This is a genomic window from Intrasporangium sp. DVR (genome assembly GCF_040365325.1).
Classification (GTDB): Bacteria; Actinomycetota; Actinomycetes; order Actinomycetales; family Dermatophilaceae; genus Intrasporangium.
Map to the genome: position 1 here is coordinate 89,733 of NZ_BAABZW010000005.1, position 16,674 is coordinate 106,406.

16 protein-coding genes are annotated in these 16,674 nt (G+C 71.1%); 3 read left to right on the plus strand and 13 right to left on the minus strand.

From position 1 onward, the window contains the following. Nucleotides 1-31: 31 nt before the first annotated feature. The 8 genes from ptsP to fbaA form a co-directional block, all read right to left on the minus strand. Nucleotides 32-1,714, minus strand: a complete 1,683-nt coding sequence (gene ptsP / locus ABWV20_RS05025) for a phosphoenolpyruvate--protein phosphotransferase (protein WP_353353729.1) — start codon at nt 1,712-1,714, stop codon at nt 32-34. Nucleotides 1,715-1,719: 5 nt separating this feature from the next. Further along, nucleotides 1,720-1,989 carry an HPr family phosphocarrier protein gene (locus tag ABWV20_RS05030; protein ID WP_353353730.1) on the minus strand — a complete coding sequence of 90 codons (270 nt, stop codon included), beginning with the start codon at nt 1,987-1,989 and terminating at the stop codon, nt 1,720-1,722. 39 nt (nt 1,990-2,028) lie between these two features. Beyond that, nucleotides 2,029-4,128 carry a PTS fructose transporter subunit IIABC gene (locus ABWV20_RS05035; RefSeq protein ID WP_353353731.1) on the minus strand — a complete coding sequence of 700 codons (2,100 nt, stop codon included), beginning with the start codon at nt 4,126-4,128 and terminating at the stop codon, nt 2,029-2,031. Between the two features lie 20 nt (nt 4,129-4,148). Then, nucleotides 4,149-5,096: a 1-phosphofructokinase gene (pfkB, locus tag ABWV20_RS05040; protein ID WP_353353732.1), complete on the minus strand. Its 948-nt coding sequence runs from the start codon at nt 5,094-5,096 to the stop codon at nt 4,149-4,151. Beyond that, nucleotides 5,093-5,854 (minus strand): DeoR/GlpR family DNA-binding transcription regulator, encoded by a 762-nt coding sequence (locus ABWV20_RS05045; protein WP_353353733.1) that lies wholly within the window; start codon nt 5,852-5,854, stop codon nt 5,093-5,095. The genes pfkB and ABWV20_RS05045 overlap by 4 nt, the downstream gene beginning before the upstream one ends. 134 nt (nt 5,855-5,988) lie before the next feature. Beyond that, on the minus strand, nt 5,989-6,399 hold the full coding sequence (locus ABWV20_RS05050) for a pyridoxamine 5'-phosphate oxidase family protein (protein ID WP_353353734.1): 411 nt from the start codon (nt 6,397-6,399) through the stop codon (nt 5,989-5,991). Between the two features lie 343 nt (nt 6,400-6,742). Beyond that, on the minus strand, nt 6,743-7,150 hold the full coding sequence (locus ABWV20_RS05055; protein WP_353353735.1) for a DUF3151 domain-containing protein: 408 nt from the start codon (nt 7,148-7,150) through the stop codon (nt 6,743-6,745). Then, entirely contained in the window at nt 7,147-8,175 is a 1,029-nt protein-coding gene (fbaA, locus tag ABWV20_RS05060) for a class II fructose-bisphosphate aldolase (protein WP_353353736.1), read from the minus strand. The genes ABWV20_RS05055 and fbaA overlap by 4 nt, the downstream gene beginning before the upstream one ends. A 274-nt stretch (nt 8,176-8,449) precedes the next feature. Between fbaA and ABWV20_RS05065 the strand changes: the two genes are divergently transcribed. Then, the gene (locus ABWV20_RS05065) at nt 8,450-9,118 is read left to right on the plus strand and encodes a hypothetical protein (RefSeq protein ID WP_353353737.1); all 669 of its coding nucleotides are present in this window, start codon (nt 8,450-8,452) and stop codon (nt 9,116-9,118) included. Between the two features lie 132 nt (nt 9,119-9,250). On the opposite strand, the gene ABWV20_RS05070 is transcribed toward ABWV20_RS05065, so the two are convergent. The 3 genes from ABWV20_RS05070 to ABWV20_RS05080 form a co-directional block, all read right to left on the minus strand. Beyond that, on the minus strand, nt 9,251-10,339 hold the full coding sequence (locus tag ABWV20_RS05070) for an LLM class flavin-dependent oxidoreductase (protein WP_353353738.1): 1,089 nt from the start codon (nt 10,337-10,339) through the stop codon (nt 9,251-9,253). Nucleotides 10,340-10,448: 109 nt separating this feature from the next. Further along, nucleotides 10,449-11,582, minus strand: a complete 1,134-nt coding sequence (locus ABWV20_RS05075) for a M24 family metallopeptidase (protein ID WP_353353739.1) — start codon at nt 11,580-11,582, stop codon at nt 10,449-10,451. 29 nt (nt 11,583-11,611) lie between these two features. Continuing rightward, nucleotides 11,612-11,821: a dodecin gene (locus tag ABWV20_RS05080; RefSeq protein ID WP_353354188.1), complete on the minus strand. Its 210-nt coding sequence runs from the start codon at nt 11,819-11,821 to the stop codon at nt 11,612-11,614. A gap of 249 nt (nt 11,822-12,070) precedes the next feature. Between ABWV20_RS05080 and ABWV20_RS05085 the strand changes: the two genes are divergently transcribed. After that, on the plus strand, nt 12,071-12,928 hold the full coding sequence (locus ABWV20_RS05085) for a zinc metalloprotease (protein WP_353353740.1): 858 nt from the start codon (nt 12,071-12,073) through the stop codon (nt 12,926-12,928). Nucleotides 12,929-12,983: 55 nt separating this feature from the next. Here ABWV20_RS05085 and ABWV20_RS05090 read toward each other — a convergent pair whose 3' ends face one another. Continuing rightward, on the minus strand, nt 12,984-13,628 hold the full coding sequence (locus tag ABWV20_RS05090; protein WP_353353741.1) for a TrmH family RNA methyltransferase: 645 nt from the start codon (nt 13,626-13,628) through the stop codon (nt 12,984-12,986). Nucleotides 13,629-13,700: 72 nt separating this feature from the next. Here ABWV20_RS05090 and ABWV20_RS05095 point away from each other — a divergent pair, with 72 nt between their 5' ends. Then, nucleotides 13,701-14,423: a DedA family protein gene (locus ABWV20_RS05095; protein WP_353353742.1), complete on the plus strand. Its 723-nt coding sequence runs from the start codon at nt 13,701-13,703 to the stop codon at nt 14,421-14,423. Between the two features lie 72 nt (nt 14,424-14,495). Here ABWV20_RS05095 and ABWV20_RS05100 read toward each other — a convergent pair whose 3' ends face one another. Then, nucleotides 14,496-16,670, minus strand: a complete 2,175-nt coding sequence (locus ABWV20_RS05100; protein ID WP_353353743.1) for an NPCBM/NEW2 domain-containing protein — start codon at nt 16,668-16,670, stop codon at nt 14,496-14,498. Nucleotides 16,671-16,674: the final 4 nt, after the last annotated feature.

Genomic DNA, 16,674 nt, shown 5'->3' on the forward strand with positions numbered 1-16,674 from the left:
GCCATGGGCCGTCGGTGCCCTGCTCTTGAGGTCAGAGCAGGTCGGTGAGCTGCCGGCTCGCCCGCTCGCGAACGAGCGCAAGCGCCTCCTGAGCCGTCCGTGCCTCCCTGGCCGCGAGCGCGAGCTCACGACACTCGGCAACCGAGTGGAGCGAGAGGGCCAGCCGCACCACGGGGACCTTGCTCGGCGCCATCGACAGGCTCGAGGCACCGAGTCCGACGAGGACGAGGGCGAGCAGGGGGTCGCCGGCGGACTCGCCGCAGACTCCGATGGGTCGCTCGGCGCGGTCGGCCCCCGCGCAGGCGGCCGCAATGACGTCGAGGACGGCGGGCTGCCACGGGTCGAGCAGGTCGGACAGCGCACCCTGCATCCGGTCCGCGGCCATGGTGTACTGCGCCAGGTCGTTGGTGCCCAGGCTGCCGAAGTCGACCTCGCCGAGCACGTGACCAGCACGCAGGGCGGCGCCGGGCACTTCGATCATCACGCCGGCCTGGGGGAGGCCGTTCTCACGGACCCGCCGCGCGAACCACGCGGCTTCTTCCGCGGTGGCCACCATCGGGGCCATGACCCGGACGTCGGCGCCGGTCTCGCGGGCGGCGACGGCGAGCGCTTCGAGCTGGGCGTCGAGCAGCTCGGGTCGCTCCGCCGAGAGGCGCAGTCCGCGGCGGCCGAGGGCAGGGTTCTCCTCGGGTCCCAGGTCGGCGAAGGCGAGCGGTTTGTCGGCCCCCGCGTCCAGGGTGCGCACCACGACGCGCCGGGCGCCGAACGGCTCGAGGACCTGCCGGTAGATCTCGGTCTGCTCCGCCACGGTGGGTGCCTTCGCCGCCGAGAGGAAGACGAACTCGGTGCGGAAGAGGCCGACCCCCTCGAGGTCCAGGGCCCCGGCGGCGACGGCGTCCTCGACCCCACCGATGTTGGCCAGGAGGGCGACCGCCGTGCCGTCCCGGGTCAGCCCCGGCCCGGACAGGGCGGCGAGGGCCTCCGCCCGCCGCTGCGCCCGGACTCGCTGTGCCTCGACGAGCGCCCGGTCGGGATTGAGTGTCACCTCACCGGTGTCGCCGTCGAGGGCGACCGGCACACCAGGCATGATCGCCGTCGCCCCGGGCACCTGGACCACGGCGGGGATCCCCATCTGGGCGGCGAGGATCGCCGTGTGGCTCGTCCGGCCGCCCGCCTCGGTGATGATGCCGACGACGAGCGCGCGGTCCAGGGTCGCCGTCTCGGCCGGAGCCAGGTCCTCAGCCACCACGACGCTCGGCTCGGTGAAATGGGGCACGCCGGGGGCGGGCACTCCGAGGATGGCGGCGACGGCCCGCGATCCGACGTCGCGCAGGTCCGTGACGCGTTCGGCGAAGAGTCCCCCCAGGGCCTCGAACTGCGCGGCGTACTCCTCCACGGCACCGGAGACCGCGTGAGCGGGACCGAGACCGGCGTGGAGCAGCTTGCCGGCCGCCTTGGCCAGTCCCTTGTCACGTGCGATCAGCGCGGTGGCCCTGAGGATCTGCTGCGCGGTGTCGTCGGCCGCGGAGGCCTTGTCCTCCAAGGACCGCGCGACCGACTCGAGGGCAGCCTTCACGTCGAGCAGGGCGGCCTCGGGGTCCGTCGGCGCCGCCTCGTCGGCCGGAGGCCGGACCGGCGGTGCGACCTGCACCACCGGTCCGTAGGCCGTCCCCGGGCTGACCCCGATGCCGTGCGTGGTCTCTGGCGCCGACACGACGGCTACTCCGCGTCGAGGTCGCGCGAGAGCAGCGCGACGAGGGAGTCGAGCGCTTCGTCGGCGCCGTCACCATCGGCGGTGAGGACAACCTCCTCGCCGAACTTCGCGCCGAGGGCCATGACGCCGAGGATGCTGGTGGCGTCGACGGGGTCCTCACCGGGCCGAGCGATCTCGACGTCCAGTCCGGAGTTGCTCGCTGCTTCGACGAAGAGGGCGGCCGGGCGGGCATGGAGGCCCACCGAGGAGGCGATGGTGACGGTGCGGGTTGCCATGGGTTGAGTCTCCTTCGACGTGGTGTGGGTCACACCCGGTTAGACAGTAGCGGCAGCGTCGACCGCGGCGAGGTTGCGCTCGCGGGACTTGAGGGCGACGACGATCCCCGTCATGACCAGGACCCCGATGGCGAGGGCGAGGAGGAAGAGGAGGAAGTTGCCGATGAGGGGCAGGACCCAGATGCCTCCGTGGGGGGCCCGGAGGGAGGCACCGAACACCATGGCCAGCGCCCCGGTGACGGCGGAGCCGATGACGGAGGAGGCGATGATGCGAACCGGGTCGGCGGCGGCGAACGGGATCGCGCCCTCGGAGATGAACGACAGGCCGAGCAGCCAGGCGGCCTTGCCGTTCTCGCGCTCCGGCTCGGAGAAGAGCTGCGGGCGCACGGTCGTGGCCAGAGCCATGGCGAGCGGGGCCACCATGCCCGCGGCCATGACGGCCGCCATGATCTTCAGCTGCGTGGAGTCGGAGGCCGCTCCCGCGGTGGAGAGCCCTGCGGTCGCGAAGCCGTAGGCGACCTTGTTGACGGGACCGCCGAGGTCGAAGCCCATCATCGCGCCGAGGATCAGGCCCAGGAGGAGGACTCCGGTCCCGGTCATCCCGTTGAGGCCGTCGGTCATCCACTCCATCAGGTTGGTGATCGGGCGGCCGAGGACGGTGATGAACAGACCGAGGGTGAGCAGCGAGGAGACCAGCGGGATGACGACGACGGGCATGACGCCGCGGACGCCCTTGTGGACGTTCCAGCCGGACACCCACCGAGCGATGAAGCCGCCGAGCAGGCCGGTGACGATCGCGCCGAGGAACCCGGCATTCATCTGGTGGGCGACGAAGCCACCGACGATGCCGGGCACGAGGCCGGGGCGGTCGGCGATGGCGAAGGCGATGAACCCCGACAGGATCGGCAGGAGGAAGCCGAACGCAGCGCCGCCGATGACGAAGAACAACGCGGCCCACGACGTCAGGCTCAGCGCGTTGAAGTTCTGGGTGATGTTGTACTCACCCTCGGCAGTCAGACCGTACTTGACGATCTCGATCGCACCGGACTCCCCCAGGGCGGCCTGGGCGAGCATGAACGACAGGGCGATGAGGATGCCGCCGGCGGCGACGAACGGGATCATGTAGGACACACCCGTCATGAGCCACTGGCGCACCTTCGTCGCGGTGCTCGCGCCCTCCTCGACCTTGGTCACGAGGCCGCCCGAGGAGCCGGCCGCGGCAGCGGCTGCGACGGCCGCCTCGGCCCTGCTCGGGTCGGCGTCCCACTCGGCGACGAGCTGCTCGGCCTGGGCGACCAGCGCCGGACCGTCCGAGATGCCCTTCTTGACACCGACGTCGACGATCGGCTTGCCCGCGAAGCGTCCCGCGTCCTTGACCGGCAGGTCGTGGGCGAAGATCACGGCGTCGGCGGCAGCGATGTCGGCGGCGGGGATCGGCTTGGAGCCCGCGGACCCCTGCGTCTCGACGACGATGCTGTGGCCGGCTGCCTTCGCAGCGTTCTCCAGGCCCTCCGCGGCCATGTAGGTGTGGGCGATGCCGGTCGGGCACGACGTCACGGCGACGATGCGCAGGGAGCGCGCGGGCGCGACGGCGTCGTCTGCGACGACGGGAGGAACAGATGGTGTCGTATGCCGCTGGGCCGGCTCAGCGGCATACGCCGCCTCTGCCTGCGGCTGGGTCGCCTGCGGCGCGTCGAGCGCGACCTCGGCACTGACGATCTCCACGACCTCGGCCTCGGAGGTCGCGGCCGCGAGGGCGGCCTTGAAGTCCTTCTTCATCAGGGCGCGGGCGAGCTTGGGCAGGACCTGCATGTGCGCCTCGCCCCCGCCTTCGGGGGCAGCGATGAGGAAGACCAGTGAGGCCGGACCGTCCTTGGCGCCCCAGTCGATGCCGTCGAGCGCCCGACCGAAGACGAGCGACGGCTCGGTGATCGCGGCACTGCGGGCGTGCGGGATGCCGATGCCGCCGGGGAGGCCGGTGGCCATGGTCTCCTCACGACGACGGACGTCGTCGAGGAACTGGTCGAGGTCGGTGCACCGGCCGGTCGCGACGAGTCGCTCGGCGAGCGTCCGGGTCGCCTCGTGGCGGTCGGCACCAGCGAGGTCGAGGACGACCTGCTCTTCGGTGATGAGGGACATGAGCGGATCCTTTCGGGGGTTCAGCGAGCGAGGCGCCGGGAGAGGTCGGGGCGGTGGGTGAGGTCCACCCGGATGGCGGCCACGTCCTCGGGGGAGGGCACGCTGCTTCCGGGGAGGGTGACGGCGGCCGCGCCCCATGCGACGCCGGTGGCGAGTGACTCCGCGGGGCCGAGCCCGCTCGACAGGCCGTGGAGCAGGCCGGCGAGCAGGCAGTCGCCGGCGCCCACGGTGGACAGGGGTGTGGTGACCGTGGCCACGGCGTGGACGCACTCGTCACCGGTGACGAGCAGGGCCCCGTCAGCGCCGAGGCTGACGGCGACGATCTCGATGCCGGTGGCCAGCAGGTCGCGGGCGGCGGCGTCGACGTCGGCGAGGGTCGGCAGGTCGCGTCCGACCGCCTCGGCCAGCTCCTCGTGGTTGGGCTTGATCAGGGTGGGTGCGGCGGCCAGGGCCGCGGCCATGGGCTTCCCGGAGGAGTCGATCGCGACGCGGCGGCCGGTGGCCCGGACCCGGCGGACGAGGTCAGCGTAGAAGTCGGTCGACACCCCGGGCGGAAGGCTGCCGCAAGCGGCGACCCACGCTGCGTCGGTGGCGGACTCACGCGTCGCGACGATGAGGGCGTCGACCTCGGCCTCGGACAGCGCAGGGCCGGGCTCGTTGAGCTTGGTCGTCGTGCCGTCGGGCTCGAGGACGCTGATGTTCAACCGGACGGCGCCCCCGACGCGGACGGCCCGGTGGGGGACGTGGGCCGCGTCGAGGAGCTCCTCGAGGAGGTGACCCTCGGGGCCACCGCTCGGCAGCACCGCCATCGTCGGCACCGACTGCGCCGCGAGCGCGCGCGACACGTTGACCCCTTTGCCGCCCGGGTCGATCCGGCTCGCGGTGGCCCGATGGACCTCGCCCCGGCGCAGGGCGTCGATGGAGATCGCACGGTCGACGCTGGGGTTGGGGGTCAGGGTGACGATCATGCGGTCACGACCTGCGGGCCGGCGGCGCGGATCTCCGCGGCCACGTCGTCGTCGAGGTCCGCGTCGGTGATCAGGATGTCGACGTCCGCGAGATCCGCGAAGCGGTGCAGGTGGGCGTCGCCGGCCTTGCTCGAGTCGCTGAGCACGACCGTGGTGCGGGCCGAGCGGACCATCGCGCGCTTGACGAGGGCCTCGGACTGGTCGGGGGTCGTGAGACCCCGCGAGACGGAGAACCCGTTCGTGCCGATGAGCGCGACGTCGACGACGACGTCGGCGAGGGCCCGGGTGGCCCAGTCACCGACCGCGGCGCCGGTCTGCCCGCGCACACGACCTCCCAGCAGGTAGAGAGAGATGCCCGGGTGGCTGGCCAGCATCGAGGCGGCGGCAACGCTGTTCGTGAGGACGGTGAGGTCGAAGTCGGGCGGCAGCAGCTCGACCACGGCGAGGGTGGTCGACCCGGCGTCGAGGATGATGCTGCCGCCGACCGGAAGCTCATCAAGGGCACGGGCGGCGATCCGGCGCTTGACGTCGGTGAGGCGACCAGACCGGGTCGCGAGTGACGGCTCGACCTCGAGACGGTCGACGGGGATCGCGCCTCCATGCACCCGCCGCAGCGAACCGCGCCGCTCGAGGGCCGTCAGGTCGCGGCGGATCGTCTCGGTCGCGACGCCGAGGCTGTCGGCCAGTGCCGCCACCTCGACCCGGCCGTCACGTCGCGCCTCGGCGATGATGCGCTGCTGCCGCTCTGCTGCGTACATCAGACTCCCTCGTCATCGCGCCACCGCTCCTGGTTGCGGCGGCCTCAGACCAAGAAGACCACACGAGCGGGCACATGTAAATAGATTCGGGCGCCCGTTTCTGTGGCTTTGGTGAGGAGGGTGCGTGGCGGGGGTCAGCCGACGTTCTTCAGGCGGCCCCAGGCGTGCCAGCGATCGATGTCGATCCACGCGCTGACTCGCGGGCGGCCGCGCACCCCGTAGGGCTGTCCGGTGTAGTGCCGGGCGATGCGGTCGATGTCGGCGAGGTCGGCGTCCTCGACCCAGTCGACCACGCGTCCCTGGATGCTGACGTGAGTGATCCAGTCCTGCGGGTCCATGGCGCTGAGGCTGACGCGAGGATCGTTGCGGAGATACTCGATCCGCTTGCGGCCCGAGTCCATGTTGACCAGGATTCGGCCGTTCTCGAAGAGATACCAGGTGGGCACCGACACCGGGTGCCCGTCCGGGCGGACCGAGCTGATGGTCGCGAAGTTCGGCTGCACGAGCATCTCCTCGACCGGAGCCGGCAATGGCGGTCTGGGCACGGGACGTCCTCTCGCTCGACGGTCCCTCGACCCTACGCCGACCGCGGCCTCGGGTCCCCGGCCTGCTGACGCACTGACCCGTCGGGCGGGTCAGTGTTGGTCACCGAACAGCAAGCCGCACTGACCCGTCAGGCGGGTCAGGGTCGGTCACCGAACAGCAAGCCGCACTGACCCGTCAGGCGGGTCAGTGTTGGTCACCGAACAGCAAGCCGCACTGACCCGTCAGGCGGGTCAGTGCGCCAGGGCCAGTGGCATGGTCCGTGGCCCAGCGGAGCCCACCCCACGAGAAGCGGGCCGTACGCCGCTGGCTGAGCTCAGCGGCATACGGCCCGTCGGGGTCGCGCTAGAAGCCGAGCTCGCGCGCGCCCTCCGCAGAACTGTCCCGGAGGAACTGCGCGCAGCGCGCCTCCTCGTCGGTCTCGCCGATCGTCCGCGCCGCTCGGGCCAACGCCGCGAGGGACCGCAGGAAACCACGGTTGGGCTCGTGCGACCAGGGCACCGGCCCCTGACCCCGCCAGCCCGACTTGCGGAGCTGATCGAGCGCACGGTGGTAGCCGGTGCGGGCGAAGGCGTAGGCCTCGACGTCTCGTCCGGCCGCGAGCGCCAGCTCGGCGAGGGTGGCCCAGGCCGCCGACGACGAGGGGATCGCTGCCGCGACGGACGCCGGGTCCTCTCCCGCCGCCAGCCGACCGGTGGCCGGGTCCTCCGGCAGCCGGGTCTCGGGGACACCGAGCAGGTTGCCGTCGCTCACGCGTGCGTCCCGGCCGAGCGGAGCGCCTCGCACGCCTCGACGACGCGCGCAGCCATGCCGGCCTCGCCTGCCTTGCCCCACGCACGCGGGTCATACTGCTTCTTGTTGCCGACCTCGCCGTCGATCTTGAGGACGCCGTCGTAGTTGCGCAGCATCCAGTCGGCGACCGGGCGGGTGAAGGCGTACTGGGTGTCGGTGTCGACGTTCATCTTGATGACGCCGAAGTCGACGGCAGCCGAGATCTCCTCGGGGAGCGAGCCCGAGCCGCCGTGGAAGACGAGGTCGAAGGGCCGGGCGTCGTCACCGAGACCGAGCTCCTTGGCGGCGGCCTGCTGCGCCTGCTGGAGGATCTCGGGACGCAGCTTGACGTTGCCCGGCTTGTAGACACCGTGGACGTTGCCGAACGTCAGTGCCGTCAGGTAGCGGCCGTTCTCGCCGGCACCGAGCGCCTGGATCGTCGCGACGGCGTCCGCCGGGGTGGAGTACAGCTTCTCGTCGATGGCCCCGACGACACCGTCCTCCTCACCGCCGACGACCCCGACCTCGATCTCGAGGACGACGTTGGCGGCCTTGGCCAGCGCGAGGAGCTCCTGCGCGATCTGGAGGTTCTCGTCCAGCGGCACGGCCGAGCCGTCCCACATATGCGACTGGAACCACGGCGTGCCACCCGACGTGACCCGCTCGGTCGACGCGGCGAGGAGCGGACGGACGAAACCGTCGAGCTTGTCCTTCGGGCAGTGGTCGGTGTGCAGGGCGATGCTGACCGGGTAGTTCTTCGCCACCTCGTGCGCATAGGCCGCGAAGGCGATCGAGCCGGCAACCATGTCCTTGACCGTGGGCCCGGAGAGGTACTCGGCGCCACCCGTCGAGACCTGGATGATGCCGTCGGATCCGGCGTCGGCGAAGCCCTTGAGGGCGGCGTTGAGGGTCTGCGAGGACGACACGTTGATGGCGGGGTACGCGAAGGAGCCGGCCTTCGCGCGGTCGAGCATGTCGGCGTACACCTCAGGGGTGGCGATGGGCATTGCTTCTCCTGCGCGTGGGGGTGGAAGGGGCCCTGGTCGGCCCGCTCAGAATCCTGCCACGTATGCCGTCTGACCGGCAGGGTGCCCACATGCCGAAGGGCCATGGCGGATGGGCGAGCGGTTCGAAAGATTCCCCGGCTCCTCTGACAACCCTCCGGCCGTGCCTGGAGTTCTGATGGACATGGCAGCTGCAGCGCCTGGACCACCACCGGCCACGAGGTACGTGGCACAACCCAACTGGGGCCCGACCGACCCGATCCAAGGAGAACCTCACATGTCAACGACACTCCGCGTCCTCGCCGCTGCTGCCCTCTGCGCAGCCCCGCTCATCGGTTCTGCGACTCTCGCCAGCGCAGGTGGTGGCCCCGGCGACACCACGCTCACCAACGGGACCGGGTCGTGGCTCGAGATCGGGCCCGTCCCCGGCCTGCTCGACGGCAACGTCCACCGCGGGGGCGTGGCGTTCCTCGACGACGCCGACCCGCAGCGCCAGGACTTCCGCGACGGCCGGATCGAGGACTGGACCTGCCCCGACGGCGTCCTTCCCCCGGCCCTCTACGCGATCGAGGACCCCGAGTCCTTCCCGGGAACGTCCTGCACGCTTGAGCGCGTCCTGCACCTCGACCTCGACGACACGACCGTGACCGTCGGCGACCGCCTCTCGGGTGCACGCATCACCGGCACCGCGCACGTCAACGACGAGGCAGGTCACGTGGTGACCTCCGTCCCCGTGGATCTGGCGTTCGAGGCCGACGGCGCGGCCCGACGGCAGACGGACGTCTTCCGGTTCCAGGACGAGAACGGCAACTGGCTCACCGACCGCATGGTCTTCACCACGCGAGCTGCGCAGCTTGCCGGGACGGTCGGGACCATCGGGGTCGGTGACGGCGCGGGCGACGCGACGCAGGGCATCCTCAGCACGCAGGAGTCCACCGTCAGGTGACGCCCTCCCCACACCTCGAGTGGCCCTGCCGTCCACAGATCTTGCTGTGGACGGCAGGGCCACTCGAGCGGAATCGAGCCCAGCGGCGCGAGCCCCACCCGCGCGCACCGGTGGCCCGGCCGCTGACCCGGATCAGCGGCCGCTCTGGAGGCGGCGAGCGATCGACGGGATGGCCCGAATGTCGTGCAGTGCGTTCCCGCGGCTGAGGGCCCCCGAGAGGACCATGGGACTGAAGTGCTGGAGTCCAGCCTCGGCCAGCGCCCGCACGCGTGCCACGACCTGGTCAGGGGTGCCCACCATGACGCCGATGGCCACCACCTCGGCAGGCACCGACGCGAGGGCGGACCGGAGGGCGTCCCGTTCGAGCGTCTCGGGCAGCACGTCGACGAAGCCCCGAAACCGCGGTCCCAACGGATGCTCGGCCCCGACCTCGCGCCACACGGCAGCGGGTGTCAACAGAGCGAAGAAGCGGGCCAGTGGGGTGCGCAGCACCCTGCTGACGTCCGCGGCGTCGCGGGCCAGCAAGAGGAAGCCCCCGAGACCGGCAGTGACCGCCTCCGGTGACCGGCCCGCCTGTCGGGCGGCCGCGCGGACCCGCTCCAGCTTCTGGGCGTAGTCCTCGGGTGAGCTGACGAGCGTGGGGATCCAGCCATCGCCGAAGCGGCCGGTGAGCTCCAGCATCCGCGGCCCGTGGGCACCGACCCAGATCTCCGGGGTCCGGCCCACCGGCGCCTGCAGATCCATCACCGCGTCCCGCAGCGTGTAGTACTCCCCGTCGAAGTCAGCGAGGGTGCCGGTGAAGCAGGCGCGCAGGATCCGCAGGGCTTCCTCCAGACGAGCGGTCGGGTGGTCGAGGGGCAGGCCATAGGGCTCGAGGTTCTCGCGCTCCCCCGAACCGATCCCGAGAATGGGCGCACGCCGGGTCAGATGCGCCAGAGTCAGCATCGTCTGCGCCACGACGACCGGATGGCGCCGGAGGGGATCCGTCACCTGGACACCGACCCGGAGACGGCCGGACCGGGCCGCGAGCCATCCCAGGGTGCTCGCGTAGTCGAACAGCGCGTGGGTCCTGGTGCCCTTCAACCAGGTCGACTCCGCCCACACCGCCTCGGGGACCAGGGACTGGAGATGGTCGGGGACCATGACGCTGTCGAGGTGGCCCAGCCGCGCGACCCCCAGCTGGAGGCGCAGCAGTCCGACCGGCGGCGAGGGCGCCAACACCACGCCCACTCGAACTCGTGGATGACTCATCGCGGCCCTCCAGGTGCTGCCCTCGGCTCCCGACCTTAGACAGCGCCCTCCGCGAATACGAGGGCCGAAGGTCCCTCGATCAGTCCGCCAGGACGATCAGCTCCCGCGGACGCTGGTTGAACGACTCGACCCCGTCCTCCGTGACCGCGACGATGTCCTCGATCCGGGCGCCCCAGCGACCGGGGAAGACGATGCACGGCTCGACGCTGAACGTCATCCCCGGCTCGAGGGGCAGGTCGTTGCCCTCGACGATGTACGGCTGCTCGTGGACGTCGAGGCCGATGCCGTGGCCGGTCCGGTGGATGAAGTGCTCACCCAGCCCCGCCTCGTCGAGGACCCGGCGGGCCGCGCGGTCGATCTCCTGGCAGGTCACGCCGGGGCGGACCGCATCGACCGCCGCCTGCTGGGATGCCTGCAAGGCGGCGTACGCGGACGGCACGTCGGGCAGCGAAGCGGGCCCAGCGGCATACGTCCTCGTGCTGTCCGAGCAGTAGCCGGAGGGGAGTGGCCCGCCGATGTCCACCACGACGACGTCGCCCCGCTGGATGACTCGGTCGGAGACGCCGTGGTGCGGGCTCGAGCCGTTGGGGCCCGAGCCCACGATGACGAACTCTGCTGCGGAGTGGCCCTCCTCGACGACTGCCGCGGCGATGTCATCGCCCACCTCCCGCTCCGTGCGACCCGGGCGCAGCCACTCCGCCATCCGGGCGTGGACGCGGTCGATCGCCGCCCCGGCCGCCCGCAGCTCGGCGAGCTCCGCGGCCGTCTTGCGCATCCGCAGCTCGCGGACGATCGGCCAGGCCGGGCGCTGCTCCGTGGCCCCCGCGTCACGCAGCTGGAACAGGTGCAGCGCCGTCGTCGCGTCAGAGAAGGCCAGCGGACCCCGAGGTAGGCCGGCCAGCGCCAGGGCGTGAGCGTTCTCGCCGTCGACCCAGGGCCGCACCTCGATGCCGAGCTCGCCGAAGGGCACCTCGCCCAGACCGGCGTATTCGAGCCTGGGCACGACGAAGTGGGGTGGCAGCGCCGGATCGGCCGGCACGACCAGAGCCGTGAGGCGCTCGAACGAGGACCCGCCGATGCCGATGAGATAGCGCAGGTCGGACCCCGGCGAGACGACGACCGCCGCCACCCCCGCGGCGTCGGTCAGCTGCCTCAGTCGCTCGAGCCGCTCGCGGGCCATGGTGACGTCAACGGTCGAGGTCGCAGCGTCCATGCTCCGACCCTAGCGGCCACCGTCAGGGGTCACTCCTCGATGCGGAAGCCCACCTTGATCGTCACCTGGTAGTGGGCGACCCGCTGGTCCTCGAGGTGGCCCCGGATGTTGACGACCTCGAACCAGTCAAGGCCGCGGACCGTCCGGCTCGCCCGCGCGACCGCACCGCTGATGGCGTCGTCGATCGAGGTCTCCGACGTGCCCACGATCTCGCTGATGCCGTAGGTGTGTGCTGCCATGATGCTTCCTCTCGTCGTCATCGCGTCGCCGACGTCGTCGGCGCAGGCCTCCATCGTGGCCGGGCCCTCACCGGGGGTCAACGACCGGTGTCACCGCGCCTGGCCGAAGGATTTACTGATTCTTTACCACTATCTGGAGATTCTTTGCCGGATATAGTGAAAGTGCGGAAGATTTACGGCAGTCTCCACTTCTAGCGTTCACGGAGCGCCCCCGACCGATGGGCGCGACCTCACCCCAGGAGACGAGACATGCCCCTCACCGCCACCCCGAGCCGCACGGCACCCACCCGAAGGACGACCCGCACGACCATCAGCGTGGCGGTCGCCGCGGCGTTCGCCCTCGGCACCGCCATGAGCTCCTCCGCCGTCCCGCTGGCCGACGACACCGGGTCCGTCCCGACCTATCGCGAGTTCGCCGACGCCACCTACCACGACGGCCAGGTGTTCGTCGTCAACGGCGACGAGGCGGTGGACAACGACGGCGAGCTGCGACAGTTCTACGACGACATGCTCGCCACGCCCAAGCACGTCGCCGAGGACGGCCTCATCGTCAACACCGTGCAGGGCCGGGACGACAGGTGGTCCCAGGCCGAGGTCGGCAACCTGACGTACTGCGTCAGCACGAAGTTCGGCTCCCGCCACGCGGACGTCGTCGCAGCCATGCAGGGCGGCACCGCCCTGTGGGAGAACGCCTCCTCGGCCATCGACTACGTCTACGTCCCCAGCCAGGACGGGGCGTGCAGCACCCGCAACAAGAACGTCGTCTTCTCGGTCGAGCCGGTCCAGACAACCCAGTACATCGCCCGCGCGTTCTTCCCGAGCACGCCCAAGCGCTCGCGCAACGTCCTCGTCGACGACTCGATCTGGAGCTCCGGGTCGTGGACGCCCGCGAACATCATGGGCCACGAGCTCGGCCACACGCTCGGCTTCCGCCACGAGCACACCCGGCCGGAGTCCGGCACGTGCTTCGAGGACAACAACTGGCGCCCACTGACGCCGTACGACTCGTCGTCGATCATGCACTACCCGCAGTGCAACGGCACCTCGGCCGACCTCAGCATGACGGCGTCCGACGCGGCTGGCGCTCGCGCCCTCTACGGCAACTGATCTGCGAGAGAGCACTTCGCGACACGGCGGTTGTCGCGAAGTGCTCTCTCGATCGTCAGGGCACCTGACCGAAGACGTGGCGGCGCACCCACGCGTGCATCGCGATGGCGGCCGCGGCGCCCGCGTTGATCGAGCGGGTCGAGCCGAACTGCTCGATGTACAGCACGACATCGCACCCGGCGCGCATCGGGTCCGACAGCCCGGGGCCCTCCTGCCCGAAGACGAGGACGCACCTCCGGGGCAGGTCGTAGGTCTCCAGGGGAAGGGACCCGGGGAGGTTGTCGATGCCGACGACGGCGAGGCCCTCGCCACGGGCCCAGTCCGCCAGGGACGCGGCGTCCGGGTGGTGGTGCTCGTGCTGGTAGCGGTCGGTGACCATGGCGCCGCGGCGGTTCCAGCGGCGCCTGCCGACGATGTGGAACGCGCGCGCGTTCATCGCGTTGGCCGTGCGGATGACGGAGCCGATGTTGAAGTCGTGGCCCCAGTTCTCCACGGCGACGTGGAAGTCGTGCCGGTGGGTGTCGAGGTCGGCGACGATCGCCTCGTGCCGCCAGTAGCGGTAGGCGTCGACGACGTTGCGTCGATCCCCACCGGCGAGCAGCTCGGGATCCCAGTGGTCGCCCGACGGCCATGGGCCCACCCAGGGACCGACGCCGACGGCTTCACGCCCGGCCGGGTCGTCGCGGTCGTCCTTCGTCACGGCGACAGGCTAGTGGGGTCCCGCTCCGGCCGGGTTCGGTCGCGGCGTGGCCCCGCCCTTACCCTTGAGCCCATGCATGCCCTCGCCCTCGCGCCCGTGACGCTCGGCCCTGACTGGATGGACCCCGCGTACCTGCTCAACCAGTACGGCGAGGCGTTCTTCTGGATCTCGCTCGCGATCATCTTCGTCGAGTGCGGCCTCCTCTTCCCCATCCTCCCCGGCGACTCGCTCCTCTTCGCGGTCGGCCTGTTCATCGCGATCGACGAGGTGAACATCAACATCGGGGTCGCCGTCGCGGCGCTCTGCGTGGCGGCCTTCGCCGGCAACGTCACCGGCTACGAGATCGGGCGCGCCATCGGGCATCCGCTCTACGAGCGTGACGGTCGCTTCGTCAACAAGGCCAACTTCGACAAGACCACGGCCTTCTTCGACAAGCACGGCAACAAGGCCCTCGTCATCGGCCGGTTCGTCCCGATCGTCCGCACCTTCATCACCGTCGTCGCCGGGGTGGGCCGGATGGAGCGGCGCCGGTTCTTCACCTGGAGCGCCGTGGGCGCCGTCCTCTGGGCCGCGGGCATCACCCTCCTCGGCTACTTCCTCGGCGGCGCCTTCCCCTGGCTCCAGGACAAGCTCGAGATCGCGATCCTGCTCATCGTCGGCGTCTCGGTCCTCCCGATGGTCTTCGAGTACGTCAAGCACCGCCGCGCGGCCAACGCCATCGCCCGCGAGCTCGGCGAGGCGGCGGAGGAGATCGTCGAGGAGGTCGTCGACGGCGACGACGGCAAGCGGGTCTGAGACGTCACCACCAACCGAGGGGCCGTATGCCGCTGAGCTGAGTCAGCGGCATACGGCCCTCGTGTGGGTGGCTCAGAAGGTTCCGCAGTTCGACTGCATCGGCTTCCCCGCGAAGGTGTCCTCGAGGAATGCGAGCGTCCAGCCGTAGCTCGTCAGGAAGCCACCGACGTGCCCCGGGCCGAGGCTCGGCTGGAACCTCACCTGCGCACCCTCGGCACACCACCGCGCGGCCGTCCCTCGACCCGCCTCGTACGGGACGACGTCGTCGGTGAGGCTGTGGATGACGAGGACGGGGACGGTCGGCTTGCGACCGTTTCCGATCCGCTGCTCCTCGACGTGCGGGCCGATCCACGGCTCGTTCAGGTAGGCCGTGATCGGACGACCGTCGAGGGTCAGCGAGGACGACTGCGTGAAGGCGTGCTCGAACATCGACTCGACGGTGCACTCGTCCTCGAGCTCGCGGAAGAGCGCCTGCCCCCGCTCATTGGCCAGGTCGGCGAGCGAGATGCCGTAGGTGTCGGTGATGGACCGGATCGCGTAGCCCAGGAAGCCGACGTAGAACGTGCCGTCGAGCTTCTCGGCCAGCAGCGCGAGGTCGCCGGGGACGCCGCCGGCGGCAGCGCCGACCACCTTGAGCTCCGGGGCGTAGGCGGGTGCGAGCTCGACCGCGGCAGCCGTGGCGCCACCCCCCTGCGAGTAGCCGGTGAGGGCGACCGGAGAGTCGGCGGTCAGGCCGGTGCCCGGCAGCTCGAAGGCCGCGCGGGCCGCGTCGAGCAGGGCGTGCGCCTGGGCCTCCCGGATCATGTAGGAGTGGATGCCCGGCGTGCCGAGCCCCTGGTAGTCGGTCACGGCCACGACGTAGCCGCGCGCGATGAGTCCGGCGATGAAGGCGCCCTCGTACTCCTGCCCGGAGGCCATGAGCTTCGACGGTGCGCACTGGTCACCGAGGCCCTGGGTGCCCGGAGCCCACGCGACGAGCGGCCGCGGACCGGTCCCCGACCACGGGCGAGACGGGACGATGAGCTGGCCGGTCACGCCGATCGGCTGGCCCAGCCTGTCGGTGGAGCGGTACATCATCCGGGTCACCGCGGCGTCGACCTTGGTGATCTTGAGGGGGTCGACGTAGAAGCTCGAGGCCTCACTTCGGACGATGTCGCCGTTGTCCGGGCCCAGGGTTGCCGGCGCGGTGTAGAAGGCCTCACCCGCGGCGTCGTTGCCGCAGAGGAATGTCGCGTCGGCCCAGTCGGCGTGGTCCTTGTCGATGCCGTCGCCCTGGTCGTCCACGACGAGGTCGACGTAGCCGGCGCCACGCACGGGAGCGACGAGGGAGTACGTCGCACTGAGGCCGGTCAGGCGGGGCGACTCCACCACCTGCACCCCGTCGACGTAGACGTGGAACGAGACCGACCCCAGCCAGCCGACCTCCTCGTCGACCCCGACCTTGGCCGTGAACGAGTTGCAGGCCATGCCGAGGAAGTAGCGGATGCGCGACTCCGAGTGGACGCCGAGCCCCTTGGCGTAGGTCGTCGAGCCGAGCTTGAGCGCACGACCGTCCCCGGCCAGCTGCTCGCCGTTGGACCGGTCCTTCTCCACCGGGCCCCAGCCGTTCGTGGCGCTGACCCACGGCAGGTCGCTCGCGCTCGTCGTCGCGGTCGGCGCGGGGTGCGGGGCCCGCGCGGCCGCCACGCCGTCCCCTGAGCACTCGAACTTCGCCCCGCCCCAGTCGGCGTGGTCGTTGGACGAGCCGTCACCGGCCGAGCTGACGACGAGGTCGACGTACGTCGCACCGTCGATGTCCGCCATGATGCGCCCGACCGGCGACGTCCCGGTCAGGATCCCCGTCTGGGCCACGGACACGCCGTCCGCGATCACGGTGAAGGTCACGGAGCCGCTGCTGCCCACCTCCGCGTCGATGCCGACGTCGGAGATGAAGGTCTCGCAGCTGCCGCCCAGGTGGTAGCGGACGACGGAGTCCGCGTTGACGCCGAGCCCCTTGGAGTACTTGTGCTCGATGTACATCGACCGGCCGTCGCCGGCAGCGGAGCCGCCGTTGGACCGGTCCCGTTCGACCGGGCCCAGGCCGTTCGTCGCCGAGACCCAGGGCAGGTCGCTGGCGAAGGTGTCAGCGGTGGGTGGGGCCGGATCGGCGGCTTGGGCGGGGGCGCCCGTGCCGACCGATGCCACGACGGTGGCGGCGAGGGCGCTCAGGGCGATGAGCGCCGGGGTGAATCGTCGCTTGGTTCGCATGCGG

Excerpts from the sequence above, each read along its gene's own strand:
- ABWV20_RS05065 (WP_353353737.1), top strand. The coding sequence starts at position 8,450 with ATGTCAACGACACTCCGCGTCCTCGCCGCTGCTGCCCTCTGCGCAGCC.
- ABWV20_RS05085 (WP_353353740.1), top strand. The coding sequence starts at position 12,071 with ATGCCCCTCACCGCCACCCCGAGCCGCACGGCACCCACCCGAAGGACG.
- fbaA (WP_353353736.1), bottom strand. The coding sequence starts at position 8,175 with ATGCCCATCGCCACCCCTGAGGTGTACGCCGACATGCTCGACCGCGCG.
- ABWV20_RS05045 (WP_353353733.1), bottom strand. The coding sequence starts at position 5,854 with ATGTACGCAGCAGAGCGGCAGCAGCGCATCATCGCCGAGGCGCGACGT.
- pfkB (WP_353353732.1), bottom strand. The coding sequence starts at position 5,096 with ATGATCGTCACCCTGACCCCCAACCCCAGCGTCGACCGTGCGATCTCC.
- ABWV20_RS05080 (WP_353354188.1), bottom strand. The coding sequence starts at position 11,821 with ATGGCAGCACACACCTACGGCATCAGCGAGATCGTGGGCACGTCGGAG.
- ABWV20_RS05100 (WP_353353743.1), bottom strand. The coding sequence starts at position 16,670 with ATGCGAACCAAGCGACGATTCACCCCGGCGCTCATCGCCCTGAGCGCC.
- ABWV20_RS05030 (WP_353353730.1), bottom strand. The coding sequence starts at position 1,989 with ATGGCAACCCGCACCGTCACCATCGCCTCCTCGGTGGGCCTCCATGCC.
- ABWV20_RS05035 (WP_353353731.1), bottom strand. The coding sequence starts at position 4,128 with ATGTCCCTCATCACCGAAGAGCAGGTCGTCCTCGACCTCGCTGGTGCC.
- ABWV20_RS05095 (WP_353353742.1), top strand. The coding sequence starts at position 13,701 with ATGCATGCCCTCGCCCTCGCGCCCGTGACGCTCGGCCCTGACTGGATG.
- ABWV20_RS05075 (WP_353353739.1), bottom strand. The coding sequence starts at position 11,582 with ATGGACGCTGCGACCTCGACCGTTGACGTCACCATGGCCCGCGAGCGG.